The sequence below is a fragment of the uncultured Desulfovibrio sp. genome (genome assembly GCF_910584445.1).
Taxonomy (GTDB): Bacteria; Desulfobacterota; Desulfovibrionia; order Desulfovibrionales; family Desulfovibrionaceae; genus Desulfovibrio.
Window position 1 is genome coordinate 1 of the sequence record NZ_CAJUBO010000003.1, and the last position, 24962, is coordinate 24962.

The 24962-nt window shown below is 67.1% G+C and carries 21 protein-coding genes; 15 read left to right on the forward strand and 6 right to left on the reverse strand.

All coding sequences use genetic code 11. The annotated features are described in order from the left end of the window. Window positions 1-132: 132 nt before the first annotated feature. From proB to surE, 5 genes are all read right to left on the reverse strand, one after another. A complete protein-coding gene (proB, locus tag QZ294_RS02000; protein ID WP_297046399.1) occupies window positions 133-1371 on the reverse strand; it encodes a glutamate 5-kinase in 1239 nt (412 codons plus the stop codon). Window positions 1372-1423: 52 nt separating this feature from the next. Beyond that, a complete protein-coding gene (obgE, locus tag QZ294_RS02005; protein WP_297045977.1) occupies window positions 1424-2578 on the reverse strand; it encodes a GTPase ObgE in 1155 nt (384 codons plus the stop codon). A 173-nt stretch (window positions 2579-2751) separates the two neighbouring features. Continuing rightward, on the reverse strand, window positions 2752-3021 hold the full coding sequence (rpmA, locus tag QZ294_RS02010; protein ID WP_297045980.1) for a 50S ribosomal protein L27: 270 nt from the start codon (window positions 3019-3021) through the stop codon (window positions 2752-2754). A gap of 79 nt (window positions 3022-3100) precedes the next feature. Next, window positions 3101-3409, reverse strand: coding sequence for a 50S ribosomal protein L21 (gene rplU / locus QZ294_RS02015; protein ID WP_297045984.1), 309 nt, complete (start codon window positions 3407-3409; stop codon window positions 3101-3103). 91 nt (window positions 3410-3500) lie between these two features. Next, a complete protein-coding gene (gene surE / locus QZ294_RS02020; protein WP_297045987.1) occupies window positions 3501-4268 on the reverse strand; it encodes a 5'/3'-nucleotidase SurE in 768 nt (255 codons plus the stop codon). Window positions 4269-4341: 73 nt separating this feature from the next. Here surE and QZ294_RS02025 point away from each other — a divergent pair, with 73 nt between their 5' ends. The 12 genes from QZ294_RS02025 (at window position 4342) to QZ294_RS02080 (ending at window position 18807) form a co-directional block, all read left to right on the forward strand. Next, window positions 4342-5379 (forward strand): HD domain-containing protein, encoded by a 1038-nt coding sequence (locus tag QZ294_RS02025; RefSeq protein WP_297045990.1) that lies wholly within the window; start codon window positions 4342-4344, stop codon window positions 5377-5379. Next, window positions 5355-6008: a dTMP kinase gene (tmk, locus tag QZ294_RS02030; RefSeq protein WP_297045995.1), complete on the forward strand. Its 654-nt coding sequence runs from the start codon at window positions 5355-5357 to the stop codon at window positions 6006-6008. Before QZ294_RS02025 ends, tmk begins: the two co-directional genes overlap by 25 nt. A gap of 22 nt (window positions 6009-6030) precedes the next feature. Further along, complete coding sequence (locus QZ294_RS02035; RefSeq protein WP_297045998.1) at window positions 6031-6360, forward strand: hypothetical protein; 330 nt, start codon at window positions 6031-6033, stop codon at window positions 6358-6360. Further along, on the forward strand, window positions 6353-7714 hold the full coding sequence (locus QZ294_RS02040) for a histone deacetylase (protein ID WP_297046001.1): 1362 nt from the start codon (window positions 6353-6355) through the stop codon (window positions 7712-7714). Before QZ294_RS02035 ends, QZ294_RS02040 begins: the two co-directional genes overlap by 8 nt. A gap of 332 nt (window positions 7715-8046) precedes the next feature. Next, window positions 8047-9255 carry a saccharopine dehydrogenase family protein gene (locus QZ294_RS02045; RefSeq protein WP_297046003.1) on the forward strand — a complete coding sequence of 403 codons (1209 nt, stop codon included), beginning with the start codon at window positions 8047-8049 and terminating at the stop codon, window positions 9253-9255. Window positions 9256-9277: 22 nt separating this feature from the next. After that, window positions 9278-10516, forward strand: a complete 1239-nt coding sequence (gene nspC, locus QZ294_RS02050; RefSeq protein ID WP_297046006.1) for a carboxynorspermidine decarboxylase — start codon at window positions 9278-9280, stop codon at window positions 10514-10516. Between the two features lie 111 nt (window positions 10517-10627). After that, the gene (pyk, locus tag QZ294_RS02055; protein WP_297046009.1) at window positions 10628-12043 is read left to right on the forward strand and encodes a pyruvate kinase; all 1416 of its coding nucleotides are present in this window, start codon (window positions 10628-10630) and stop codon (window positions 12041-12043) included. Between the two features lie 3 nt (window positions 12044-12046). Next, window positions 12047-13087: an HD domain-containing phosphohydrolase gene (locus QZ294_RS02060; RefSeq protein WP_297046012.1), complete on the forward strand. Its 1041-nt coding sequence runs from the start codon at window positions 12047-12049 to the stop codon at window positions 13085-13087. 46 nt (window positions 13088-13133) lie between these two features. After that, the gene (locus QZ294_RS02065; RefSeq protein ID WP_297046014.1) at window positions 13134-14489 is read left to right on the forward strand and encodes a histidine-type phosphatase; all 1356 of its coding nucleotides are present in this window, start codon (window positions 13134-13136) and stop codon (window positions 14487-14489) included. Window positions 14490-14568: 79 nt separating this feature from the next. Continuing rightward, window positions 14569-15126: a hypothetical protein gene (locus tag QZ294_RS02070; RefSeq protein WP_297046018.1), complete on the forward strand. Its 558-nt coding sequence runs from the start codon at window positions 14569-14571 to the stop codon at window positions 15124-15126. Window positions 15127-15294: 168 nt separating this feature from the next. Next, window positions 15295-17769, forward strand: a complete 2475-nt coding sequence (locus tag QZ294_RS02075) for a penicillin-binding protein 1A (protein WP_297046021.1) — start codon at window positions 15295-15297, stop codon at window positions 17767-17769. Between the two features lie 156 nt (window positions 17770-17925). Then, a complete protein-coding gene (locus tag QZ294_RS02080; RefSeq protein ID WP_297046024.1) occupies window positions 17926-18807 on the forward strand; it encodes a tRNA (adenine-N1)-methyltransferase in 882 nt (293 codons plus the stop codon). Between the two features lie 95 nt (window positions 18808-18902). Here QZ294_RS02080 and QZ294_RS02085 read toward each other — a convergent pair whose 3' ends face one another. Next, window positions 18903-21284 (reverse strand): cation-translocating P-type ATPase, encoded by a 2382-nt coding sequence (locus QZ294_RS02085; RefSeq protein WP_297046027.1) that lies wholly within the window; start codon window positions 21282-21284, stop codon window positions 18903-18905. A 113-nt stretch (window positions 21285-21397) separates the two neighbouring features. On the opposite strand from QZ294_RS02085, the gene QZ294_RS02090 reads away from it, so the two are divergent. The 3 genes from QZ294_RS02090 (at window position 21398) to guaA (ending at window position 24954) form a co-directional block, all read left to right on the forward strand. Continuing rightward, window positions 21398-21613, forward strand: a complete 216-nt coding sequence (locus QZ294_RS02090; RefSeq protein ID WP_297046030.1) for a heavy metal-associated domain-containing protein — start codon at window positions 21398-21400, stop codon at window positions 21611-21613. 192 nt (window positions 21614-21805) lie between these two features. Then, window positions 21806-23263 carry an IMP dehydrogenase gene (gene guaB / locus QZ294_RS02095; protein WP_297046033.1) on the forward strand — a complete coding sequence of 486 codons (1458 nt, stop codon included), beginning with the start codon at window positions 21806-21808 and terminating at the stop codon, window positions 23261-23263. 146 nt (window positions 23264-23409) lie between these two features. Further along, window positions 23410-24954 (forward strand): glutamine-hydrolyzing GMP synthase, encoded by a 1545-nt coding sequence (guaA, locus tag QZ294_RS02100; protein WP_297046036.1) that lies wholly within the window; start codon window positions 23410-23412, stop codon window positions 24952-24954. Window positions 24955-24962: the final 8 nt, after the last annotated feature.

Consider the following 24962-nt stretch of genomic DNA (forward strand, 5'->3'; position numbering starts at 1 on the left):
CTTCGCTCCGCTTCGGGCGGCCAGCGGAAAAATCTCCTTTCCTCGCTGAAAAAACCATAACGGAGTTTAATGAGGTCTGAGCCTAGCAGCGGCGGCCATGCCCGGAATCGCACCAGACCCGCGGCAGTCCGTTCAGATCGCGGCATCCAGCAGCAGATTGTCCCGGTGGATCACATCAGGATAGTGCGCGTCGCCCAGGATGGCCGCCACTTCGTGCCGCTTGAGTCCCATGATCTTGCGCAGATCGGCGGCGCTGTAGTTGGTGAGACCAACGCCGAGCGGGCGCCCCTCATGCTCCACGCGCACGAGCGCCCCCTTGGGGAACGCGCCCGAGACCTCCCGCACGCCCCCCGGCAAAAGGCTGCTCCCCTCGCGCATGAGCGCGGCGGCGGCCCCCGCGTCCACAATGACGCTGCCCGCCGGCTCAGACTGATAGGCCAGCCAGAACTTGCGGCGCGGGATGGCATGCCGCGCCGGGCAGACCCATGTGCCGGACGGCACGGTCCCGTCGTCGGCGCCGGAGAGTCCGAAGGCCCGGGCCAGGGCTTCGGGTTCGCGCCCGCGCAGGATGAGCGTGGGGACCCCCAGTTGCGCCGCCCTGCGCGCCGCCATGAGCTTGGAACGCATGCCGCCGGTGCCTGCGGCGGTCTTGGCGCCGCACAGGCGCCCCAGGTCGAGCCGCGCCACATCCTCGATGCGCGCGAGCACCGGCGCATGCGGGTCGGCCTGCGGGTCATGGGCGCAGACCCCTCTGGCCGACGTCAGGTTGATGAACAGGTCCGCGCCCACAAGATTGACGAGCAGGCTGGCGAGGCAGTCATTGTCGCCGAACTTGAGTTCACTCACTGAAACGGTATCGTTTTCATTGACGATGGGCAGGACGCCCCAGCGCAACAACTCGGCAAAGGTATTGCGGGCATTGAGGAAACGGGGGCGGGAGCGCAGGTCGTCCCGTGTGAGGAGCACCTGGGCCGTGGCGATGCCGAACGGCTGAAAGGCTTCGTCCCACGCGCGCATGAGCAGGCCCTGCCCCACTGCCGCGGCCGCCTGACGCGCGGCAAGGTCCCTGCCGCGGGCGTCCATGCCCCTGGCGCCAAGGGCCGCGCGCCCCGCCGCCACGGCACCCGACGAAACCAGCACGACGCGACGCGCCGGGACAGGAGGCACAGGCTCCGTCCCCCCCTGACCGCCCTGCGGGACGGCGGCGCGCACAGCCGCCATCTGCGCGGCCAGGGAGGCAAGCACCCCGGCATCGAGACCGTCGGCGTCCGCCAGGACGGCGCTCCCCACCTTGACCACGATGCAGCGCGCCCGCGTGAGGAGCTGGCGGCGCTCCAGCGCCCACGCGGCGTCCGCCGCGGATGCGGGCATCGCCGCGCAGGTCCCCCCCGCGCTCTCCAGGGGGCTGAACTTCCGGCCCGCGTCATTCATTGGTATAGACAACTTCGATTTCGGGGAACTCTTCGTCCTCAGACGGCGATTCCGTGTGAAAATGCACCAGCGGCTCATGGCGCGCGAGTTCGTCCTTGAGCCGCCAAAGCTCCTCCACCAGCGGCTCGAGTCCGATGCGCTCCTTCGCGGAGATGAAGAAGATGCGGCGCTCCTCCCGCGCGGCGCGGGCCATGAGGGCCTGAAGCCGCTCCTCGGGAACCAGGTCGATCTTGTTGATGACCTCGATCTGCCGACGCTCGGCCAGCTCCGGGTCAAAGCGGCGCAGCTCCTCGTTGACGAGTTCAAAACCGGCCCAGGGGTCCGCATCGTCCACATCGTCGATGCTCAGCATGTGGACGAGAAACCGCGTCCGCTCCACATGCCTGAGAAAACGGTGCCCCAGCCCCAGGCCCGCGTGCGCGCCCTCGATGAGTCCGGGGATGTCCGCGATGATCATGCGCTTTTCCGGGTCGACCTCGTCGATCATCACGCCGAGATTGGGCGTGATGGTGGTGAAGGGATAGTCCGCGATCTTGGGGCGCGCGGCGGAGACACGGGAAATGAAGGTGGACTTCCCCGCATTGGGCAGACCGATGAGTCCCGCATCCGCAAGGATCTTCAGTTCCAGGCGCAGGGTCACTTCCTCGCCCGGTTCTCCGGGCTGGGCAAAGCGCGGCGCGCGCATGGTGGAGGATTTGAAATGCTCGTTGCCCTTGCCGCCGCGGCCCCCCCGCGCCACCAGGACAAGGCTTTCCGGTTCGCTGAGGTCCGCCAGCAGGCGCTCGCCGCTGCCGGCGTCCTCCCCTGCGGCGCAGTCCTCCCCTTCCGCCGCTTCCCCAGAGGGCACGCCCTCGGCAAAGACGAGCGTGCCCACAGGCAGGCCGAGCACGAGATCCGCGCCTTTTTTGCCGTCACACTGGCCGCCCCGGCCGGGCTGGCCGTTCTGCGCTTCATAGACACGCTTGAGCCGGAAGTCATAGAGGGAAAGGAGGCGGCTGTCCGCCCGGAGATAGACCGAACCGCCGTTGCCGCCGTCGCCGCCGTCCGGGCCGCCCTTGGGCACGAACTTCTCGCGCCGGAAGGACATGCAGCCCCGGCCGCCCTTGCCGGCCTTGACGAGGATCCTGGCTTCATCCACAAAACGCATGGCATGCCTCACAGTGGGGACGCGCGCGGCACGCCATCCGTCCCGCAGGCGCTTCCCGCAACATGGCTCCACTATGCCTGCAAAAACGACAAAAGGGAAGGGCCGCCACAGGGCGGCGCCTTCCCATACAGACCCGAGACGCAGGAGGCGGCGCTTGCCGCCACGGCGCGGGGCTAGGCCGCGGGATAGTCCACATGCACGCGCGTCAGGACGCGGCGCTTGCGGACGAACTTTTCAAAGCGGACCACGCCGTCCACCTTGGCGAACAGCGTATAATCGCGCCCCATGCCCACATTGAGGCCAGGATACACGACCGTGCCCAGCTGGCGAACGATGATGTTGCCCGCGAGCACATGCTGGCCGCCAAACCGCTTGACGCCCCGGCGCTGCCCCGGACTGTCGCGGCCGTTGCGTGACGAGCCGCCCGCTTTCTTGTGAGCCATGGTGCCTCCTCGGCCGCTTTGCCGGCGCTGCCACTTCCGCCGCGCAGGCACGGCGGGAAGGAGCGCCGGAATGCCCGGCCTAGCTGTTGATGCTGGTAATGCGAAGGGCGGTGCAGTCCTGCCGGTGCCCGTGCAGGCACTTGGAGTCCTTGCGCCGACGGCGCTTGAACACCAGCACCTTGGGACCGCGCCCCTGGGCCACGACCTCCGCCCTGACGGTGGCGCCGGCGAGGTAGGGAGCGCCCACCTTGCAGCCATCGCCGCCGATCATGAGAACCTTGTCCAGAACGATCTCGGCGCCCGGTTCCACGGCGAGCTTTTCCACCATGATGCGGGAACCCTGCTCGACCTGGTACTGCTTTCCGCCGGTTTCGACAATCGCGTACATCTGCAACCTCCAAAAAGGGAAACGCATACTTGCCCCAAGCCGCGGGAAATGTCAAGCGGCAACGCGGCAAAAATGCCGCGCCGCTTCCGCTTCAGGCGCGCGCGGCCAGGTCCATGGCCGCCAGGGCTTCCAGGGCCGCGTCATCCGTATATTCAAAACGCAGCGGCGTCAGCGTGACATATCCCTGCGCCAGCAGGGCCTTGTCCGTGCCGGGGCGCACGCTGCTTTCCGGCACATCTCCGGTGAGCCACCAATAGGGGTCGCCGCGCGGGTCGTCCCGGCGTTCATAGATATTCCGCCACACGGCATCGGACTGCGGGCAGACGCGCAGGCCGCGCGCGGCCGCAAGCTCGCCCGCCGGATAATTGAGGTTGAGGACGCGGCGCGGGGCCACACGGCCCCAGTCGATGCGCCCGGCCAGAGCCACGGCGTGCCGGGCGTGCGCCAGAAGGTCCACGCGGCCCGAGTGGTCGGCGTGGGAGACGGCCATGCTCGGCACGGCATCGTGGGCGCCCTCGGCCGCCGCGCCCACCGTGCCGGAATAGAAGATATCCGGACCCACATTGGGACCCAGATTGATGCCCGCCATGACGAGGTCCGGCCGCCGCGGCGCGAGGGCGCCCAGCCCCAGCTTGACGCAGTCCGTGGGCGTGCCGTGGACGCCGGTGCCGGAAAAGTCCGGCTCTTCGATGGTCCGCGCCCGCAGCGGCTCGAACACGGTGAGCGAATGCCCGACCCCGGATTGCTGGCGCAGGGGCGCCACGGCCAGGACCGTATGGCCCGCCTCCACCAGGGCGGCATACAAGGCCCGCAGCCCCGGCGCCATGATGCCGTCGTCATTGGTCAGGAGAACATGCATTTGACAATACCTCGGAAAGAAGGGAATCTCGCGGAAAGGCGGCCCGGAACGCACGCGGGCGGAGACTATCTATATGGAAAAAGGCGTTTTCGTCAAAGACATTGTGCCCAATGCCGAGGCTGCCGGGATCTTCGCCGTGGCGGACGCCGCCCTGGCGCAGTCGCGCAACGGTCCCTACTGGCGGCTCGTCCTCGCCGATGCCAGCGGAAGCGTGGAGGCGAAGATCTGGAGTCCGCTGAGCGGGGACTTCAGCGAGATCGCGCCTGGTACGCTGGCATGGGTGGAAGGGCGCGCCTCGCTCTTCCGCTCGGCGCTCCAGCTCGCCGTGGAGAAATTCCGGCCGCTGGACGCCGCGGAAGCGGCCTCCCTGGACCAGACGGCCTTTCTGCCTTCCAGCCCCTACCCCATCGACGGCATGGACGAAGAACTCCGGGAGCTGTGCCTTCGGGAATTCACGCACAAGCCCTGGCGCAGGCTCGTGTTCGCCGTGCTGGACGACGAGGAGCTGGGACCGAGATTCCGCATCGCGCCGGCGGCCAAGAACGTCCATCACGCCTATGCCGGCGGCCTGCTGGAGCACACGCTCGGCGTGTTCCGGCTGTGCCGGCGCATGGCGGCCCAGTATGCCGAGCTTGACCGGCAGACCCTGCTCGCCGGCGCGCTCTTCCACGATTTCGGCAAGATCCGCGAATTTTCCGGCGGCCTGAACAATGACTATACCGGCGAGGGGCGGCTGCTCGGGCATCTCCTGCTCGGCGTGGAAATGCTCGGCCCCTTCCTTGTCCGCTCCCGGCTGGAATCGGGCCTTCAGGAGCATCTCAAGCACCTCATCCTCAGCCACCATGGCGAGCTGGAGTTCGGCGCGGTACGCCAGCCGCACACGCCGGAGGCGCTCGCCCTCCACTGCGCGGACAATCTCGATGCCAAACTCGCCCAGTGCCGCGGTCTCTTCACCGGTCTGGAGGGCGACGGTCCCGCCTGGACGCCCTGGCAGCCCACGCTGGGGCGCCCCATGTACCGTCCGCCGCGCACCCCGGGCGGCCGCGAGGGCGCCCCGAAAGAGCGCAAAACCGCCAAGAGGGAAGAATGTTTGTCACTTTTGAAGGCATAGAAGGCTCGGGCAAGTCCACGGCCCTGCGTCTGCTCGCCGGGCATCTTCAGGCGCGCGGGCATGATCCCGTGCTCACGCGGGAACCGGGCGGCAGCACCCTCGGCCGCAGCCTGCGGCCCATCCTGCTGGATGCGCGCACGCGCGGGCTTTCCAGCCGGGCGGAGCTGCACCTGTTCCTCGCCGACCGCGCGCAGCATGTGGCCGAAATCATCCGGCCGGCGCTGGAAGCGGGGCAGACCGTGCTCTGCGACCGGTTTTCGGACTCCACGCTCGCCTACCAGGGCTACGGCCGGGGGCATGACGTGGAACGCCTGCGCCGCATCAATGCCCAGGCCACAGGCGGCCTCGCGCCGGACCTCACGCTTCTTCTGGACCTCTCCGTAAGCGAGGGGCTGGAACGCGCGGGCGAACGCAACCGCGCCGAGGGGACGGTCGTCTCCGAAGGCCGCTTTGACGCCGAGAGCCTGGATTTCCATGAGCGCGTCCGGGCGGGCTATCTGGCGCTGGCCGAGGCCGAGCCGGAACGCATCGCCGTCATCGACGCGACGCAGCGGCCCGATGATGTGCTCCTCCAGTGCCTTTCCGCGCTGGAGGCCAGGCTGCCCCACGACGGGCCGGGCATCGTCTGAACGCGGCCCGTACAGGAAACCCATGATGAGCACCGCCCCCGAGATCTACACCCTTCAGGTCGCCGACGGCCGCCTGCGCTTTGCGCCGCGCGGCGCGAACGCCCCGCTGCCGGACCCGCTTGCCGTGGTCAGCCGCATGGGCGATCCCGATCTGCTCCAGTGCGTCGTCCTGCGGCGCGAGGACGCGCCCGGCGGCGTTTTTCGCCTGGAAGACGCCAGCGGCCCGCTCCTCGCCGCCGTGGCGGAGGACAATCTCGCCCTTGCCCTGGGCATGGGCCATTTCGGCGAACTGGTCGCCAACGCCCGCTACGGCGCAGACGTGTTCGAGAACATGGAAGAACCCGATGAGTGAAGCACTGGCAGCCGCGCGGACGCTGGGCGTGGTCTTTTTTCCCGCCTTCGACTGGGCCATCTCCCCCACCCATCCCGAGCGGGAGGAGCGTCTGCTCTACACGCGCGACCAGCTCCAGGAAGAAGGCCTGTTCGACATTCCCGGCATCAGCGAGCACCGGCCGGTCTTCGCCACCCGCGCGCAGCTGGAGCGGGCGCAGTTCTGCCTGCCTTCGGCGGAAGCTGTGAGTACGGAATCGCACCTGGCGGCGGCGGGCGGCGCCATCACGGCGGCGCGCCTGGTCATGGAGGGCAAGACAGACCGCGCCTTCGCCCTGGTGCGGCCGCCGGGGCACCATGCCATGCGCGTCGTCCACGGCAATCGCGGCTTCTGCAACATCAACAACGAAGCCGTCATGGTGGAATACCTCCGGGATCACTATCCCCATCCCGACGGGCGCCCGCTGCGGGTCGCCATTGTGGACACGGACGTCCACCATGGCGACGGCAGCCAGGATATTTTCTGGAACGACCCGCACACGCTCTTCATCTCGCTCCACCAGGACGGGCGCACGCTCTATCCCGGCACGGGCTTCCTCCAGGAATGCGGGGGGCCGGGCGCGCTCGGCCGCACCATCAATATCCCCCTGCCGCCGGAGACCTCGGACGAGGGCTACCTGTACGCGGTCCGCAACGCCGTCCTGCCCATGCTGGACGACTTCAGGCCGGACATCGTCATCAACTCCGCCGGGCAGGACAACCACTTTACCGATCCGCTCGCCAATATGCGCCTTTCCGCCCAGGGCTATGCGGCCCTGACCACGGCGCTGAACCCGGACATCGCCGTCCTGGAAGGCGGCTACGCCATCCGGGGGGCGCTGCCGTATGTCAACCTGGGCATCTGCCTCGCGCTGGCGGGCATCCCCGCGGCCGGCGAGATCCGCGAACCGGGCTGGACGCCCGGCGCCATCCGCCAGCGGCCGGAGGTGGGCGAGTATATCGCGCGCCTGTGCGACCAGGTGCTGGAGCGCTATTTCCGGCCGCCCGCCACGCCCGCCGAAGGCAAGGCGGAATACGGCTGGTGGACGCGGAAAAAGCGTATTTTTTATGATACGGACATGCTCACCGAGCACCAGACGGAAAGCTGGCGCCTGTGCGGCGCCTGTTCCGGCCTTGGCCGCATCGAGACGGAATCGGAGCGCGTGCCCCGCTCCCTCTGCCTGCTCGTGCCGCGCCATGCCTGCCCGGAGTGCCGGGCCGAGGGGCCGCGCCTGGCCGAGGCGGCCCGCAAGAGCGGGCGCTATGCCCATGTCCGGCTCCTGGACGGCGACGCCGCCGGCGCCGACCGTTCCGTGTTTGCCCGGACAGCGTCATAGAATATGGGTATGTTGTACAATGCGATTGATGGATATTTCAGGTTCCGTCTGGAGCGCAGCGACAGACGGATGCTGGTGCCGGAAGAATCCTAAAAAATACGATATTTCGGCGCTGGCAAGGAAGAGAAAAATTTTCGCGGGGAGTGTACTCAGGTACTCGACCAAGAAAATTTTTCTCTGACGCAGCCAGCGCAGAAATAGCTGTTTTTGACGGATAATTGCGGCATTGTCCGCACAGCGCAAGAAGGGCGTCATCGACCCAAAAGTATAATAACGACTAGAATATTCCCGGCCGGGTTCACACCCTCAACAGCGAAGACAGCGAGGCAATCATGGCGGACATTCTCATCATCGGCGCGGGCGGCGTGGGCAGCGTCGTGGCCCACAAGTGCGCGCAGGCAGCGCGGGAAACCGGCGTTTTCGGCAGGATCACGCTTGCCAGCCGCACGCTCTCCCGGTGCGAGTCCGTTGCCGCCAGCGTGCGCGAGCGGTTCGGCGTGGAGATCGCCACGGCCCGCGTGGACGCGGACGACGTGCCCGCCCTCTGCGCCCTCATGCGCGAAGTCAGACCGGAGATCGTCTGCAATATCGCCCTGCCCTATCAGGACCTGCACATCATGGACGCCTGCCTGGAGTGCGGGGCGCATTATCTGGATACCGCCAACTACGAGCCGCCGGACACGGCGCGGTTCGAGTACAAGTGGCAGTGGGCCTACAGGGAGCGCTTCCGCGAGGCCGGGCTGACGGCCCTGCTCGGTTCGGGCTTTGACCCCGGCGTGACCAACGTTTTCGCGGCCTGGGCGCTCAAGCATGAGCTGGACGAAGTCCATGTGCTCGACATCATCGACTGCAATGCGGGCAGCCACGGGCAGGCATTCGCCACCAACTTCAATCCCGAAATCAACATCCGCGAGGTCACGGCCCGGGGCCGTTACTGGGAACACGGCGAATGGGTGGAGACCGACCCGCTCTCCTGGTCCATGGACTACGAGTTCCCGGAGGGCATCGGCAGAAAGAAGTGCTACCTCATGTACCACGAGGAACTGGAATCTCTGGTACGCAACCTGCGCGGCATCCGCCGGGCGCGCTTCTGGATGACCTTTTCCGAAAGCTATCTCAACCACCTTGAGGTGCTCGGCAATGTGGGTATGACCCGCATCGACCCGGTGCGCTTCCAGGGGCAGGACATCGTGCCCATCCAGTTCCTGGCGGCGCTTTTGCCCGATCCGGCCTCCCTCGGGCCGCTGACCACCGGCCGCACCTGCATCGGCGACGTGCTCCGGGGCACGCGAAACGGCCGCCCCAGGGGCGTTTACGTCTATAATGTCTGCGACCATGGCGCCTGCTTCCGCGAGGTCGGCTCCCAGGCCATTTCCTACACCACGGGCGTTCCGGCCATGATCGGCACAAAACTCATCGCCGAAGGGCTGTGGCGCAAGCCCGGCGTGTGGAACATGGAGGAATTCGATCCCGATCCCTTCATGGCGGATCTCAACCGCTTCGGCCTGCCCTGGAACTGCGTGGAAGTTCCCGCTTCCTGACACGGCGCGCGGGAACGCTCAGGTGGACTGCCTCGATCTTCTTCTGGCGGCGGATTCCCCGGTCCCGTCGCCCTGCTTCGTGCTTGACGAAGCCCGGCTCGCGGCCAACGCCGCCATCCTTGACAGCGTGCAGCGCGCCACGGGCGCGAAGATCCTGCTCGCTCTCAAGGGCTTTGCGGCCTGGGCGGTCTTTCCCCTGCTCTCGCGCGCGCGGGGGGGACCGCTCTGGGGCGTGTGCGCGAGTTCCGTGGACGAGGCACGCCTGGGCCGCGAGGATTTCGGCGGCGAGGTCCATGCCTTCGCCGCCGCGTGGAGCGAGGAGGAATTCAGGGAGCTGCTCACGCTCTGCGACCATGTCGTTTTCAACTCCGTGGCCCAGTGGGAGCGCTTTCGTCCGCTGGCCGAGGCGGCCAATGCCGGTCCCCGGGGCGCCGCTCCCGTGAGTTTCGGCCTGCGCCTCAACCCCGAGCATTCGGAAGGGACCGTCCCCCTCTACGACCCCTGCGCGCCCGGCTCGCGCCTGGGGGTCCGGCCCGGGCAGCTTGCCCGGCAGGTGGCGCCCGCGGACCTGGCCGGCATTTCCGGCCTGCACTTCCATACGCTGTGCGAGCAGGGGGCTGATGCCCTCTCCCGCACCCTGGACGCGGTGGAAGCGCGCTTCGGCCCGTATCTGCACGGCCGCCGGTGGCTCAACTTCGGCGGCGGCCACCACATCACCAGGGACGGATACGACCTTGGACTCCTGTGCCGCCTGCTCGACCGCTGGCACGCCCGCTACGGCGCCCAGATATATCTGGAGCCAGGCGAGGCCGTGGCCCTGAACGCCGGCTGGCTCACGGCCACGGTGCTCGACGTGGTGGAAGCCGACATGCCCGTTGCCGTGCTCGACGTTTCCGCCGCCTGCCACATGCCGGACGTGCTGGAGATGCCCTACCGGCCCGAGGTCCTGTATCGCGCGGGCGCGACCCCGCCGCGTCGGGCCGCCCTTCCCGGAGCCGACGCCTGGACATGCCGGCTGGCGGGCAAGTCCTGCCTGGCGGGGGATGTCATCGGCGAATACGCCTTCGCCGCGCCGCTCGCCGTGGGGCAGCGCCTCGTCTTTGCGGACATGGCTATCTACAGCATGGTCAAGACCACCACCTTCAACGGACTGCGCCTGCCCTCCATCGGCATCTGCCGCGGCGCGGACGCCCCCCCGGACGAGCGCTTCCGCCTCCTCCGCCGCTTTGGCTACGCGGACTTCCGCGAGCGCCTTTCCTGACGGCGCCCGCCTTGACATCATCACGAAAAATTCGGATGATTTTCCACGTTTCGGTCCCATACTTGCCTGGACCGACACACATCTTCATCCGGCACACCAGCGGAGAATACCATGAGAACAAAAATCGTCGCCACCATCGGGCCTGCTTCCAACAGCAAAGAGAAACTCAAGGCCCTGGCCGAGGCCGGCGTCAGCGTCTTCCGCCTCAATTTCTCGCATGGCGGCGCGGCGGATTTCGTCAAGATCATCAATTATATCCGGGAAGTTGAAGCCGAACTCGGGCGCCCCATCACCATCATGCAGGACCTTTCCGGTCCCAAAATCCGCCTTGGCGTGGTTCCGGAAACCACCATCCAGGTGAGCAAGGGCATGCGCCTGCTCCTCGGACCCAGCGCGCGGCGCGTGGAGGAAATGCCCTACCTCCCCTTTGACCATGAGATGATCCTGGAAAGCCTCGAGCCGGGCGACCGCATGGTGCTCGCCGACGGCGGCCTCCAGTTCGTGGTGCAGGAACGGCGCGGCGACGGGCTTGTTCTTCTGGAGGCCGACAATGACGGCATCGTGACCTCGCGCAAGGGGCTGGCCCTGCCGGGCAAGGCCACCAAGGTGCGCGCCCTCACGGACAAGGACAAGAAGGACCTCGCCGACGGTCTGGCCCTCGGCGTGGACGCCGTCGCCATTTCCTATGTGCAGACGGCCGATGACGTGCGCGAGGCCAAGTCGCTCATCGCGGCGTCGGGCCGGCGCGTGCCCGTGGTGGTCAAGCTGGAGCGGCAGAGCGCCGTGGACAACCTCGCCGCCATCCTCGCCGAGACGGACATCGTCATGGTCGCCCGCGGCGACCTCGGCGTGGAATGTCCGCTGCCCAAGCTCCCGGCCCTGCAGAAGCACATCATCAGCGCCTGCAACCAGGCCTCCAAGCCGGTCATCGTGGCGACGCAGATGCTGCTTTCCATGGTCAACAACCCGGCCCCCACCCGCGCCGAAACCACGGACGTTGCCAATGCCGTGCTTGACGGCGCGGATTGCGTCATGCTCTCGGAAGAGACCGCCATGGGCAACTTCCCGGTGGAGACCGTGCAGTACATGCGCAAGATCACCACCGAGGCGGAAAAGCTCCTTCTGGACAACCGCAAGCTGGAAGAACCGGAAAGCGACAAGGGCATCCCGGAGTTTCTCGCCTATTCCGCCTGCCTCCTGGCGGACAAGGCCCGCGCCCAGGCCATCGTTTCGCACAGCCTTTCGGGCGGATCGGCCCGGCAGGTCTCGGCCCGGCGCCCCCCCCAGCCCATCTATGCGCTCACGCCCGACCCCTCCACCATCAAGGCGCTCAACTTCGTGTGGGGCATCACGCCCGTCTTTGTGGACAAGTCCCACATCGGGCAGACGCACCTTGAGCGCGCGGAGGAATTCATCAACCGCAGCCCGGACTTCAAGCCCAACGACTGCGCGGTGATCACCGCCGGCCAGCTCAAGGATTCTGCCACGCCCCGCGGCACCAACCTCGTCAAGATCTACTGGAAGTAGCGCATGGACGACAAAAACGCCACCGGCGCCGTTCCCGGGGACATCAACGAAGAGTATTACCAGATCAGCGCCGAGATCATGGCGAGCTTTCCCCGCTATCGGCCCCCGGTGGATCTCTTCGTCTTCCGTGAGGACATCGCGGTGCTCGCGCCCTATTCGCGCAAGGGCACGCGCCTCTCCAACGAACAGGTGGAAGAGGTGACAGAGCTTTGCGCCAGCGGCAACCTCTTTGTCTCCCGCTCGGACCATCACATCTATTCGCGGCACATCGTCCGGCAGCTCGACCTCGTCCTTCAGGATCACAACCTCAAGGAAGCGGAGATCGCCAACATCTGCATCCATGCGCTGTACCTGCGCTACGCGGAATTCTACGAGCAGCCCGTCAAGGCGGTCTTTGACCCGCTCTACCGCGATGTCATGGTGGTCACGGAATACCTCGCAAAGGACCCGCAGCGCATCAACGCCTTCATGCGCCGCCTGTTCCGCAGGTATGAGCCGGCAAAGCACGCGGTCAACACCATGATCGTCGGGCTGTGGCTCTGGCTTCGGAACGCGGGCGACTTTCAGCGCAAAAACCTGGACCGCATGGCGCTTGCCCTGCTCGTGCATGACATCGGCATGAGCAAGGTGCCGCCTTTCATCCTGACCAAGAAAGGTTCGCTCAAGCCCGAGGAACGGGAAAAGATCCTCCCGCACTCTCTTCTGAGCGTGAAGATCATGCAGAAAATGGAAGTGGTCTTCGATGACCTGCTCCAGATCTGCTTTGAGCATCACGAGCGGCTGGACGGCTCGGGCTATCCGCAGCGGATCAAGGGGGGGCAGATCCCCGCCACGGCCGCGCTCGCCGCCGTGGCGGACTCGTTCGCGGCCATGATCACCGAACGCAGCTACGCCCCGGCCAAGGAACCGAAGGTCGCCGCGCAGGAACTTGCCGCGGACCAGCGCTACAATGTCAGCGTGGCCCGTCTCCTGCTTGCCGCCTTTGCCAATGACGCGCTCGGCACCCCGCACGATATGGACGCCTTTGTGGAACAGAAGGACTGACAACCGGGCGCGCCGACCATACTGCTCATCCACGGAGGAGGAACCCATGCGCTCCCTGTCCCTCTCCTGCATGCTCCTGTTCTGTATCGCGGCGCTGGCCTTCCTGTTGCCGCCGGTCTCCGTGCCGGCGGCGGAGGCTGATGACGGGCGCCTGCTCAAGATCGTCGTCCTGTCGCGCCATGGCGTGCGCGCGCCCACCCAGAAGCATGACGTCCTCGCCCAGTGGAGCCGGCGCATCTGGCCGACGTGGCCCGTCAAGCGCGGCGAACTGACGCCGCGCGGCGCCAGTCTTGTCACGGCCATGTGGGGCAACCTTGGCGAAACCTTCCGCCATGCCGGGCTGCTGCCGCGGGAGCAATGCCCGCGCCCGGGCGATGTTTTTGTGCGCGCCGATGTGGACGAACGCACCCGGGCCACCGCCCGCGCGCTGCTGGATGGCCTTGCCCCGGACTGCCACCTCGGCTATGCGGTCGCCTCCGATGCCATCGACCCGCTCTTCCATCCCGTCAAGGCAGGACTCTACGCCTTCGATCCCATCAGCGCCGCCACGGACATCCTGAGCATGACCGATGGCGGTCTCGGGCACCTTCAGGACGACCTCGCCACGCCCCTGGCGCTGGTGGGCCGGCTGGCCGCGCCGGTCTCTCCCGAACTCTGCGCCCGCTTCAGCCTGCCGCCGGACTGCGCCCTTTCGGACATCCCCAATGCCGTGAGCGTCGCTTCGGACGGCCGCAGCGTCGCCATTGCGGGCAGTCTTGCCATCGCGTCGAGCATGGCCGAGATCTTTCTGCTCGAATACGGGGAATGGCCCGGGGCCGCGGCCGGCTGGGGCCAGGTGGACGCCGCCACCCTGCGCCAGGTGCTCCCCGTCCACGCCAGGGTCTTCGATGTCGTCAACCGGGCGCCGCTGGTGGCCTGGGCACGCGGGTCCTCCCTCCTTGCCGAAATGGGTTCCGCCCTTCTGGGCACCCATTATGACGAGCGCTGCAACAAGGCCGCGCTGGTGGTTTTTGTGGGGCATGACACCAATATCGCCAATCTGGGCGCCCTGCTCGGCGTCAACTGGCAGCTTGACGAATATCCCGTCAACGGCATCCCCCCGGCCGCGGCGCTCATGCTCGAATTGTGGGAAAAGAACGGCGCCCGCGAAGTCCGCGTGCATTTCGTCGCGCAGCCGCCCGCGGCCCTGCATGCGCCCTTCGCCACGGCAACAGCCATAAGCCCCGCCGATTTACGCGCGCACGCCCCCCAGGCGGCCACAGTGAGCGCCCCCCCGGTGGTGGGTCAGGCCCGCTTTCCGCTGGAGGAATTCAGCGCGCGCATCGCACGGGCCACCGCCGGCGCCCCGCTGGCCCCGCGCCAGCTCCCGCCCCTGAATTTCGCCCGTGAGGTGACAAAATAGGCGAAACCCTGAATATGCTCCCCATATCCGGGCTGTCCGCCCCACACGCGCATGGCCGGACCCGAAAAGGAGAACCCCCATGACAACCAATCACTGCCCCCACTGCAACGAACCTCTGCCGGAATCGGCCAAGATGTGCCCCAAGTGCGGCCAATGGGCCGTTCCCGCCAGCGAGATCGAGCACGTCCCCACCCGGACCTCGCGCTGGCAGAAGATCGTCATCGTGGTTTCCGTCATCATCCTCATCGCCATTGGCCTGAGCTTCAGGGGCGCGGAAGACCGGGAGAACCAGGCCGCCCAGAAGGAACTCGCCGCGCCCCTCGCCGCCCTGGTGACGGCGCAAACGACGGCCCTGGGCCTTCCGGCCAGCCCCAGGCTCGATCTCAAGATCGCCACCAAGGCCGCCGATGTCTTTGTGGACTTTTCCGCTCCTCTCGGCAGCGACAAGGCCAGGGAATTCGCCCTGGCGGTCTGCGCGGGTCTTGCCAGAACGTATGTGGACAAGGGATACATGCCGCGCGCCCTGGCCGTCCATGTTAATACTGTCATGACGGACGGCGCCCGGGCAAGCTACGGCAAGGCCATTTTCAACGGCAACCTCGATCAGCTCGCCTGGGAACCGGCAACGCAGCAGTGATCCGCATCTCCGGCCAGGCCGCGCGCCAGCCGGAGCCGGCAGCCCCGCGCGCGGGCCGTCCGGGGGAAGTCGTCCCCCTGTGGCGGTCCGCGCGGCTTTTTCCGGCCCGGACCGGAAGAGCGCGCAGACAGCCCTTTACGCCGGCGGGAAAACACGGTATCCCACGGCATGCAAATCCGCGTTTCCTGGAAAAAGCTCCTGCTTTGGAGTTTCCTCCTTCTTGTCCTCTGCGGCCTGCTTGGCGGCGGAGCCGTTGCGACCCTGTTCTACTGGGCCTCGCGCGACCTGCCCAACATCACCCGCATCGCGGACTACAATCCGCCCCAGGCCACGACCATCCTGGCCCGCAACGGCCAGGTCCTCGGCACGCTGTGCCATGAAAAACGCTATGTCATCAGCCTCAAGGACATGTCGCGTTTCCTGCCCATGGCCTTTCTCGCCGCCGAGGACGACGCCTTCTACCGGCACATGGGCGTGGACCCCATGGCGATCCTGCGCGCGGCGATCAACAATTTCCGCAAGGGACATACCGGCGAGGGCGGCAGCACCATCACCCAGCAGCTCATCAAGCAGCTCCTTCTCACCTCCGAGCGCAGCTATACGCGCAAGATGAAGGAGGCCATCCTCGCCTACCGGCTGGAGAAAGACCTCAGCAAGAACGACATCCTCACCATCTACCTCAACCAGATCTATCTGGGCGAACACGCCTATGGCGTGGAAGCGGCGGCGCGCACCTATTTCGGCAAGCACGCGGCGGACATCACCCTTGCCGAGAGTGCCGTCATCGCCGGGCTGCCCAAGGCGCCCTCGCGCTACAATCCCTTCCGCTCGCCCAAGGCCGCCAAGGACCGCCAGATGTATGTCCTCGGCCGCCTGCGCGATCTTGCGTGGATCACCCCCGAGGAATATGCCCAGGCCGCCGCCGAACCGCTCGTGTACTGGAGCATGCCCGACGGCATGGGCGGCCCGGCCCTCTGGTATCTGGAAGAGGCGCGGCGCCTGCTCATCGAGTTTTTTACCGAAAGCAACCTCAAGGCCCTTGGCGTGGATACCCGCAAATACGGCGAGGACTACGTTTACGAGGCCGGGCTTACCGTGCGCACGGCCATGGTGCCCGAACAGCAGGACGCGGCGGGCAAGGCCCTGCGGCGCGGTCTGGAAGAACTGGACAAGCGGCAGGGCTGGCGCGGCGTTTCCGCGGCCGATGCGGCCAAGGGCGCCGCATTCCTCACGGGATCGACCTTTGCGCCGCTGGATCTGGCCGGGGACGCGTGGGTGCGCGCCGTGGTGACGGACGTGGAGTCCGGCAAGGCCGGCGTGGCGCTCGGTCAGGGCTATACCGGCGTCATCCCGGTGGCGAACATGTCCTGGGCGCGCAAGCCCAATCCCAAGGTGGCGGGCATCTACGCCCCCGCCGTCAAGGATGCGCGCCAGGTGCTGGCCCCGGGCGACCTCATCTGGGTCTCGGCCGCGCCCATGCCCGCGCCGCAGGCGCAGGCCGCCCCCGACGCCGGGGACGGCGCAAAGCGCAAACAGGCGGCAAAGGGCGCCGCCAGGACCCAGGTGCCCTATGATCCCGCCCGGGTCACGAAGACCACCCCCATTCTCCTGCGCCTCCAGCAGGAACCGCTCGTCCAGGGGGCGCTGGCCTCGCTGGAACCCCGCAGCGGCGATGTGGTGGCCCTTATCGGCGGCTACAGCTTCGGAGAAAGCCATTTCAACCGCGCCACCCAGGCGCGGCGGCAGCCCGGTTCGAGCTTCAAGCCCGTGGTCTATTCCACGGCGCTGGATTTCGGCTTCACGCCGTCCTCCATCGTGCTGGACGCGCCCTTTGTCTATGTGAATCCCTACACCAACGAGGTGTGGCGCCCCTCCAACTACGAACACAATTACAAGGGCGAGTTGCCGCTCTGGCAGGCCCTTGCCCTTTCGCGCAATACCTGCACCGTGCGCGTGGCCCAGCAGGTGGGCATCGCCAACGTCATCCAGCGGGCCAAGGCCCTTGGGCTGGAGCCGCATTTTCCGCAGGAGCTTTCCGTCAGCCTCGGCGCCGTGGCCGTCTCACCGCTCAACCTCACCCAGGCCTATGCGGCTTTTGCCAATCAGGGCATGGGCGTGCGCCCGCGGATCATCACCTCCATCACCGACGCGCGCGGCCGGGAACTCTACCGCCAGGACCCCGAGCACTGGCAGGCCCTCACGCCGCAGAACGCCTACATGATGGCGACCCTGCTCAAGAATGTGGTCAATGCCGGCACCGGCTCGCGCGCCAGGATCGACGGGCGCTTCATCGCGGGCAAGACCGGCACCACCAACGAGGAGCATGATGCCTGGTTCGTGGGCTTCACGCCCTACCTCGTCACCGGCGTCTATGTGGGCTATGATCAGTTGCAGCCCCTGGGGCGCCTGGAACAGGGCGGCAGGACGGCAGCGCCCATCTTCCGCTATTACCGGAGCGTGGTGGAAGAGCTGTATGAACCGGAAGACTTCACCATGCCGGACGGCATCGTCATGTCCGGGAACATGGCCTACCGCGCGGATCAGCCCATGGAAGGCGTTTCCGCCACGGACAACGTGGCGGGCGCGCCGGGCGGCGAGGATACGTCCGAAGGCGGCGAGGATCTCATGCGCCAGATATTTTAGAGCGTTTTCGCAAGGAGATCGCGTCAACGTTCTGGCGGCTGCGGGAGCGGACGCCCGCGACGCCAATGGCGGTGACTTCAGGCTTCGGCCTTGCGAAAACCACGATGCCCTGTTCCCCAGTTGCGCCCCACGGCAAAGACCTGTTCAGGAAAACCAATGATCCCCTACGGCTCACTCGTCATCTACGTCACGCCCAAGGGGCGCCGCTATCTCAAGCGCCTGGAAGCCGGGCAGGACTGGCACAGCAACGACGGCACCCTGCGCGCGGCGGATGTGGCCGCGCTGGACTTCGGCTCCATGGCGGCCACCAGCGAGGGCGTGCCCATCCGTATCGAAGAGGCCACGCTCCACGACCTTCTGCTTGGTCTCAAGCGCCAGACCCAGATCATCTACGCCAAGGACATCGCCTATATCTGCCTGCGGCTCGGCGCCGGGCCGGGGCGCACCATCATCGAGGCGGGTTGCGGCTCGGGCGCGCTCACGCTGGGGCTTTCGTGGTTCTCCGGCCCCACGGGCCATGTGGTGAGCCACGACGCGCGCGAGGAGTTCACCCGCCTTGCGCGCCGCAATCTCGACTGGGCCGGCCTTGGCGGCAATGTGGAGCTGCATTGCCGCGACATCGCCGAGGGCTTTGCTGCCCACGGCGCGGACGCGCTCTTTCTTGATGTCCGCACGCCCTGGGACTATCTCGATCAGGCCGTGGCCGCCGTGCGCCCGGGCGCCACACTGGGCTTTCTCCTGCCCACGGTCGATCAGGTGAGCAGGCTCCTGCTGGGCCTGGAGAACGGACCCTTCGCCGAGCTTGAGGTCTGCGAGATCCTCATCCGCCGCTGGAAACCCGTGGCGGACCGCCTGCGCCCCGAGGACCGCATGACCGCGCATACGGGCTTTCTCGTCTTCTGCCGCCAGCAGGAACCCAGCGGGGAATTTGACGCCCTGGGACCGCGCGGCACGCGCGAACGCAAACAGGAAGCCGCCCGCCAGGCGCGGCGCGAGGCCTTCATCCGCGCGGAGGAAAGCCTGGAGGAAGCGGGGTAGCATCCGATACGCGCTTCCGATGCGGGCGCGCCCTGGGCGTCCTGCTCATCATCCGCGGCGTGGCCGCGCTCAAACTCTTCTGGCGCCGAAGCGCCCTACGCCGCGCCCCTGACCTTGAAAAAGCGCAGACGCAGGGCGTTGGTCACCACGGAGAACGACGAGAGCGCCATAGCCATGCCGCCGATCATGGGCGAGAGCATGGGACCGCCGAACACATGCAGCAGCCCCGCGGCCACGGGCAGCCCCAGGATATTGTAGCCAAAGGCCCAGCCCAGATTCTCCCGGATATTGCGCATGGTGGCGCGCGAAAGCTCCAGCGCCGCCAGCACGGCCTCCATGCCGCCGCGCATGAGGACGATGTCCCCGGCCTCGGCGCTCACGTCCACGCCGGTGCCCACGGCCATGCCCACATCGGCCAGGGCCAGGGCGGGCGCGTCGTTGAGTCCGTCACCCACCATGCCCACCACCTGTCCTTCTTCCTGAAGGCGGCGCACATGGTCGGCCTTCTCGGCGGGCAACAGCCCTGCCGCCACCTCGTCGATGCCCGCGAGCCGGGCAACGGCCGCCGCCGTGCGCGCATTGTCGCCGGTGAGCATGATCACCCGCAGGCCCATGGCGCGCAGCCGCCGCACCACGGCGGGAGATTCCGGCCGCAGGCCGTCGGCCAGGGCAAAGATGGCGACGATACGTTCCGCGCCCTCCGCGCCGGCATCCTCATCGGCAAGCGACATGAGCAGGGGCGTCTGCCCTTCCCCGGCCAGAGTATCGAGCCGCGCCTCCACCTCGGCGGAAAGCGCGCAGCCGCGCGCGCGCATGAACGCCGCGCTGCCCACGGCAACGGACCGGACGCGCCCCGCCAGCCCCACCCGGCCCGCAATGCCGAGTCCGGGCGAGATGCGCGCGTCCTCCACCTCGCAGGGGGGGCATGCGCGCTCGTTCCCGGCCCGGATGAGCGCCAGGGCCAGCGGGTGCTCGGAACGGCCTTCCAGCGCCGCGGCCAGAGCCAGCAGTTCGTCCTCTTTCAGACCGGCGCCGGGAGCGCCGGGAGCGCCGGCCGCCACCGGAAAGATGGCCGTCAGTTCCGGCGTGCCCGTGGTGAGGGTGCCGGTCTTGTCCACGGCCAGGGCCGTGATCTTGCCCGCGCGTTCCAGGGCGGCGCCGTTCTTGATGAGCACGCCGAGCTGGGCGCCGCGCCCCGTGCCCACCATGACGGACATGGGCGTGGCAAGCCCCATGGCGCAGGGGCAGGCCATGACGAGCACCGCCACAAAAACGGTGAGCGCCGTTGTGACCGGCTCATTGCTGAACACCAGCCAGCAGAACGCGGCAAGCGTAGCCAGGGCCATGACGGCGGGCACGAAATAATAACTGACCCTGTCCGCCAGCCGGGCAATGGGCGCCTTGCTGCCCTGCGCCTCCTGCACGAGGCGCACGATGCGCGCCAGACGCGTATTGGCGCCCACGGCCACGGCGCGCATGACCAGCGGGCCTTCGCCGTTGACGCTGCCGGCCGTGAGACCATCGCCGGGCGCCACGGGCACCGGGATGGACTCGCCCGTGAGCAGCGAAAGGTCCACGGCGCTGGCGCCCCGCTCCACCGTGCCGTCCACGGGCACGCGACCGCCGGGCCGCACCAGGAGGAGGTCGCCGGGGGCGACGGCGGAGAGCGGCACTTCTTCAGGCGCCGCGTCGGCGGTCTTCAGGCGCAGGGCCGTTTCCGGCGCAAGGCTCATGAGCGCGCCCATGGCATCGCCCGCGCGCTGCTTTGCCGTGGCCTCGAGGAACTGGCCGAACTCGATCATGGTCAGCAGCACGGCGCAGGACTCGTAATACAGGTTCATGGCCCGCCATGCGGGGTCATTGCCCGCAAGGCCGAGAACGGTATTCACGAGGCTGTAGAGGAACGCCGCGCCCGTGCCCACGGCCACGAGGCTGTCCATATTGGGCGAGCGGCGCGCCAGGGCCGCCAGGCCATCCACATAGAAATGCCGCCCGAGCCAGACCACCGGCAGGGTAAGCCCGAGCTGGACAAGCATGAAGGCTCGCGGCGAGCCGTGAGGCTCCAGCCATGCCGGCAGGGGCAGCCCGAGCATGTGCCCCATGGAAACGATGAGCAGCGGCACGGAAAACGCGAGCATGGGCCAGAGACGGCGCAGCCTGCGGCGCCGGTCCGCCTGCGCCCGGGCTTTGGACGCGGCGAAACGCGCCCCGGCATCCTCCGTGGCGGCCGGGGTGGCCGTAAAGCCGAGCTTCGCCACCGCGGCCATGACCTCATGGCGCACGGCCTCGGCATCTCCCGCGGCGGGCCAGACTTCGGCCCGGGCCGTGGCGAGGTTGACGCTCACCCTGTCCACCTCCGGCATGCGGCCCACCACCCGCTCGATACGCGAGGAGCAGGCCGCGCAGTGCATGCCGCCGATGTCAAAACGCAGGGGGCAGGCGCCGGAAGGCGCGGAAGCATTTCGTATATCCGCCATGATATGACCTCTTGTTTTTTCAGCGAAAAGCGTGTATCCTTTATTTCACAAGGTCGGCGTTCCCGCGCTGACGCGCGGGCATACCGCCAACGCCATTAACTGAGGAGGATACTATGCCCACAATAAAAGTCAATGGAATGCATTGCGCCAACTGCAAGGACTCTGTTGAAAAGGCTGTTTCCGCCATTCCCGGCGTCAAGAGCGCCAAGGTGGATCTGGATAAAAAGGAACTCTACTACGAAGAAGACAAGAACATGCCCATCGCGCTGGACATCATCATGGGCGCCATCCATGATCTTGGCTACGAACCGGAGAATCCGCGTCCGTAACCCCGGGCATGACATCTGTATCACATTCGCCGTCCGCTTCGCCTTCCGGCAGAAGCGGACGGCGTTTTTTTCCGTCGCTTTCAGGGAGAGGAGGGCGGACCTCCCCACCGCGCGTCACCATTGACATGGCAGGGGGCGGGTGCTAGTTTGAGAAGATAAATTTTATCCTACTGTTAGCCCTTGGGGGGAGCCATGTTCACCAACCGCGGCAAGGCGCTGACCTTCGACGACATCCTGCTCATTCCCGGATATTCCGACATCACGCCCGATGCCGTGGATATCACGACCTGGCTCACCCCTGCCATTCCTCTCCGCATCCCCCTGCTCTCCGCCGCCATGGACACGGTCACGGAGTCCGCCATGGCGATTTCCATGGCCCGCATGGGCGGCATCGGCGTCATCCACAAGAACATGCCCGTGGCCCAGCAGCGCCTCGAGGTGGAGCGCGTCAAAAAGAGCGAGAGCGGCATGATCCTCGACCCTGTGACCATCTCTTCCGGGCAGACGGTGCAGGAGGCGCTGGACCTCATGCGCGATTTCCGCGTTTCGGGGCTGCCGGTGGTGGATGGCGACACGCTGGTGGGCATCCTCACCAACCGCGACGTGCGCTTTGTGGAAGACGCCAACGCCGTGCGCGTTGCCGACGTCATGACCAGCGACCGGCTCATCACCGTGCCCATGGGCACCTCCCTGGCGGACGCCAAGCGCCATCTCCATGAGCACCGGATCGAAAAACTCCTTGTGGTGGACGAGGGCAAGCGCCTGCGCGGACTCATCACCATGAAGGACATCGACAAGGTGCAGAAATATCCCAACGCCTGCAAGGACGAAAACGGCCGCCTGCGCGTGGGCGCCGCCATCGGCATCGGCAAGGACTCCGAGGCGCGCGCGGCGCAGCTGCTTGAAGCCGGCGCCGATGTCCTGGTGTTGGACTCGGCGCACGGGCATTCCGTCAACGTGCTCAACGCCATCCGCAGCGTCAAGGCGAGCTTCCCCAACTGCCAGCTCATCGCGGGCAATGTGGCAACCTACGAGGGCGCGCGGGCCATCCTTGAGGCCGGCGCCGACGCCGTCAAGGTGGGCATCGGGCCAGGTTCCATCTGCACCACGCGCATCGTGGCCGGCGTGGGCGTGCCGCAGGTCACGGCCGTCATGGACGGCAGCCGCGCCGCCCGCGAGATGGACCGCTGCTGCATCGCCGACGGCGGCATCAAGTTCTCGGGCGACATCGTCAAGGCCCTTGTGGTGGGCGCGCACGCGGTCATGATCGGCTCGCTCTTCGCGGGCACGGAGGAAAGCCCCGGCGAAACCATCCTCTACCAGGGCCGCACCTACAAGATCTATCGCGGCATGGGTTCCATCGACGCCATGAAGGAAGGCAGCTCCGACCGCTATTTTCAGGAAAAGAGCAAGAAGCTCGTGCCCGAGGGCATCGTCGGGCGGGTGCCCTACCGCGGCCCGGTCATGGAGGCCGTTTACCAGCTCATGGGCGGCCTGAGGTCCGGCATGGGCTATGTGGGCGCCCATACCCTGGACGACCTGTTCCGCAACACCACCTTCTGCGAGATCTCCGCGGCGGGCCTGCGCGAAAGCCATGTGCATGACGTGGTCATCACCAAGGAGGCGCCCAACTACCGCATTGAAAACTAGAGCGTTTTCGCAATGGGCGCGCAAACGCTCCGGCGGCTGCGGGAACGGACGCCCGCGCCGAATGCGCGTCCGGAACGCGTTCCGGACGCGAAATGCGGAACTTTCGCAGCGAGCCACCAGGGCCGCACAACCAACGGGAAGCTCTCATGCCGCACTCCAGGGTCATCATCATCGACTACGGCTCGCAGGTCACGCAGCTCATCGCCCGCAGGACGCGCGAGGCGGGCGTGTATTCCGAGATCCATTCCTGCGTCACCACCGCCGCCCAGGTGGCGGCCATGCGGCCTTCGGCCGTCATCCTTTCGGGCGGCCCGGCCAGCGTGGGAGAACAGGACGCCCCCACCCTCGACCCCGGCCTGCTGCGCCTGGGCGTGCCCGTGCTCGGCATCTGCTACGGCATGCAGCTTCTGGCGCAGGAGCTGGGCGGCACGCTGGCGCGCTCCCTCACGCGGGAATACGGCCCTGCCGACCTGACCATGACCGCGCCCTGCGCCCTCTGGACGGGGCTTGACCGCGCGGCGCCCACCCGCGTGTGGATGAGCCACGGCGACAAGGTGGCCTCGCCGCCGCCGGGCTTCACGGTGACAGGCAGCACGCAGACGCTCCAGGTGGCGGCCATGGCGGATGAAGCCCGCAAGATCTATGCGGTGCAGTTCCACCCCGAGGTGCACCACAGCGTGGACGGCGAGCGGATGCTCGAAAACTTTCTCTTCAAGGTGGCGGGCTGCACGCCGGACTGGACCATGGCCTCCTTTGTGGAGCGCGCCGTGGCCGAAGCCGCCGAAAAGGTGGGCGACCGGCATGTGGTCTGCGCCCTTTCCGGCGGCATCGACTCCACCGTGGCGGCGGCGCTGCTCCAGCGGGCCATCGGCGACCGGCTGCACTGCATCTTTGTGGACAACGGCCTTTTGCGCCTCAACGAGGCCGAAGAGGTCACCACCTTTCTCCGCGAGCATTTCCACCTCAACCTCACGGTGGTGGACGCGCGCGAACGGTTCCTTTCCCTGCTCAAGGGCGTGGAGGACCCGGAAAAAAAGCGGAAGATCATCGGCCACGCCTTTATCGACATCTTCCAGGAAGAAGCCGAAAAACTCCCGCATGTGGATTTTCTCGCCCAGGGAACGCTCTATCCCGATGTCATCGAGTCCGTATCGCACAAGGGGCCGAGCGCGGTCATCAAAAGCCACCACAATGTGGGCGGCCTGCCCGAGACCATGAAGCTGGCCCTCATCGAACCCTTGCGCGAACTGTTCAAGGACGAGGTCCGCAAGGTGGCCGCCGAGCTTGGCATGCCGGATTCCATCGTCTGGCGCCATCCCTTCCCGGGTCCAGGCCTTGCCATCCGCGTGCTTGGCGAAGTGCGCGAGGAGCGGCTGGACATCCTGCGCCGCGCGGACAGGATCGTGCAGGAAGAACTGCGCGCCGCGGGCTGGTACCGCAAGGTCTGGCAGGGATTTGCCGTCCTTCTGCCCCTGCGTACCGTGGGCGTCATGGGCGACGGCCGCACCTATGAGAACGTCATCGCCCTGCGCGTGGTGGACAGCGTGGACGCCATGACGGCGGACTGGTCGCGCCTGCCCCCCGAGCTGCTGGCGAGGATCTCCGGGCGCATCATCAGCGAGGTCAAGGGAGTCAACCGCGTGGTGTACGACATTTCCTCCAAGCCGCCCAGCACCATCGAGTGGGAGTAGGGGGCGTT

Coding starts and splice junctions, on each gene's coding strand:
- proB (WP_297046399.1), bottom strand. CDS start 1,371: ATGCCCGCATCCGCGGCGGACGCCGCGTGGGCGCTGGAGCGCCGCCAG.
- obgE (WP_297045977.1), bottom strand. CDS start 2,578: ATGCGTTTTGTGGATGAAGCCAGGATCCTCGTCAAGGCCGGCAAGGGC.
- rpmA (WP_297045980.1), bottom strand. CDS start 3,021: ATGGCTCACAAGAAAGCGGGCGGCTCGTCACGCAACGGCCGCGACAGT.
- rplU (WP_297045984.1), bottom strand. CDS start 3,409: ATGTACGCGATTGTCGAAACCGGCGGAAAGCAGTACCAGGTCGAGCAG.
- surE (WP_297045987.1), bottom strand. CDS start 4,268: ATGCATGTTCTCCTGACCAATGACGACGGCATCATGGCGCCGGGGCTG.
- QZ294_RS02025 (WP_297045990.1), top strand. CDS start 4,342: ATGGAAAAAGGCGTTTTCGTCAAAGACATTGTGCCCAATGCCGAGGCT.
- tmk (WP_297045995.1), top strand. CDS start 5,355: ATGTTTGTCACTTTTGAAGGCATAGAAGGCTCGGGCAAGTCCACGGCC.
- QZ294_RS02035 (WP_297045998.1), top strand. CDS start 6,031: ATGATGAGCACCGCCCCCGAGATCTACACCCTTCAGGTCGCCGACGGC.
- QZ294_RS02040 (WP_297046001.1), top strand. CDS start 6,353: ATGAGTGAAGCACTGGCAGCCGCGCGGACGCTGGGCGTGGTCTTTTTT.
- QZ294_RS02045 (WP_297046003.1), top strand. CDS start 8,047: ATGGCGGACATTCTCATCATCGGCGCGGGCGGCGTGGGCAGCGTCGTG.
- pyk (WP_297046009.1), top strand. CDS start 10,628: ATGAGAACAAAAATCGTCGCCACCATCGGGCCTGCTTCCAACAGCAAA.
- QZ294_RS02060 (WP_297046012.1), top strand. CDS start 12,047: ATGGACGACAAAAACGCCACCGGCGCCGTTCCCGGGGACATCAACGAA.
- QZ294_RS02065 (WP_297046014.1), top strand. CDS start 13,134: ATGCGCTCCCTGTCCCTCTCCTGCATGCTCCTGTTCTGTATCGCGGCG.
- QZ294_RS02070 (WP_297046018.1), top strand. CDS start 14,569: ATGACAACCAATCACTGCCCCCACTGCAACGAACCTCTGCCGGAATCG.
- QZ294_RS02075 (WP_297046021.1), top strand. CDS start 15,295: ATGCAAATCCGCGTTTCCTGGAAAAAGCTCCTGCTTTGGAGTTTCCTC.
- QZ294_RS02080 (WP_297046024.1), top strand. CDS start 17,926: ATGATCCCCTACGGCTCACTCGTCATCTACGTCACGCCCAAGGGGCGC.
- QZ294_RS02085 (WP_297046027.1), bottom strand. CDS start 21,284: ATGGCGGATATACGAAATGCTTCCGCGCCTTCCGGCGCCTGCCCCCTG.
- QZ294_RS02090 (WP_297046030.1), top strand. CDS start 21,398: ATGCCCACAATAAAAGTCAATGGAATGCATTGCGCCAACTGCAAGGAC.
- guaB (WP_297046033.1), top strand. CDS start 21,806: ATGTTCACCAACCGCGGCAAGGCGCTGACCTTCGACGACATCCTGCTC.
- guaA (WP_297046036.1), top strand. CDS start 23,410: ATGCCGCACTCCAGGGTCATCATCATCGACTACGGCTCGCAGGTCACG.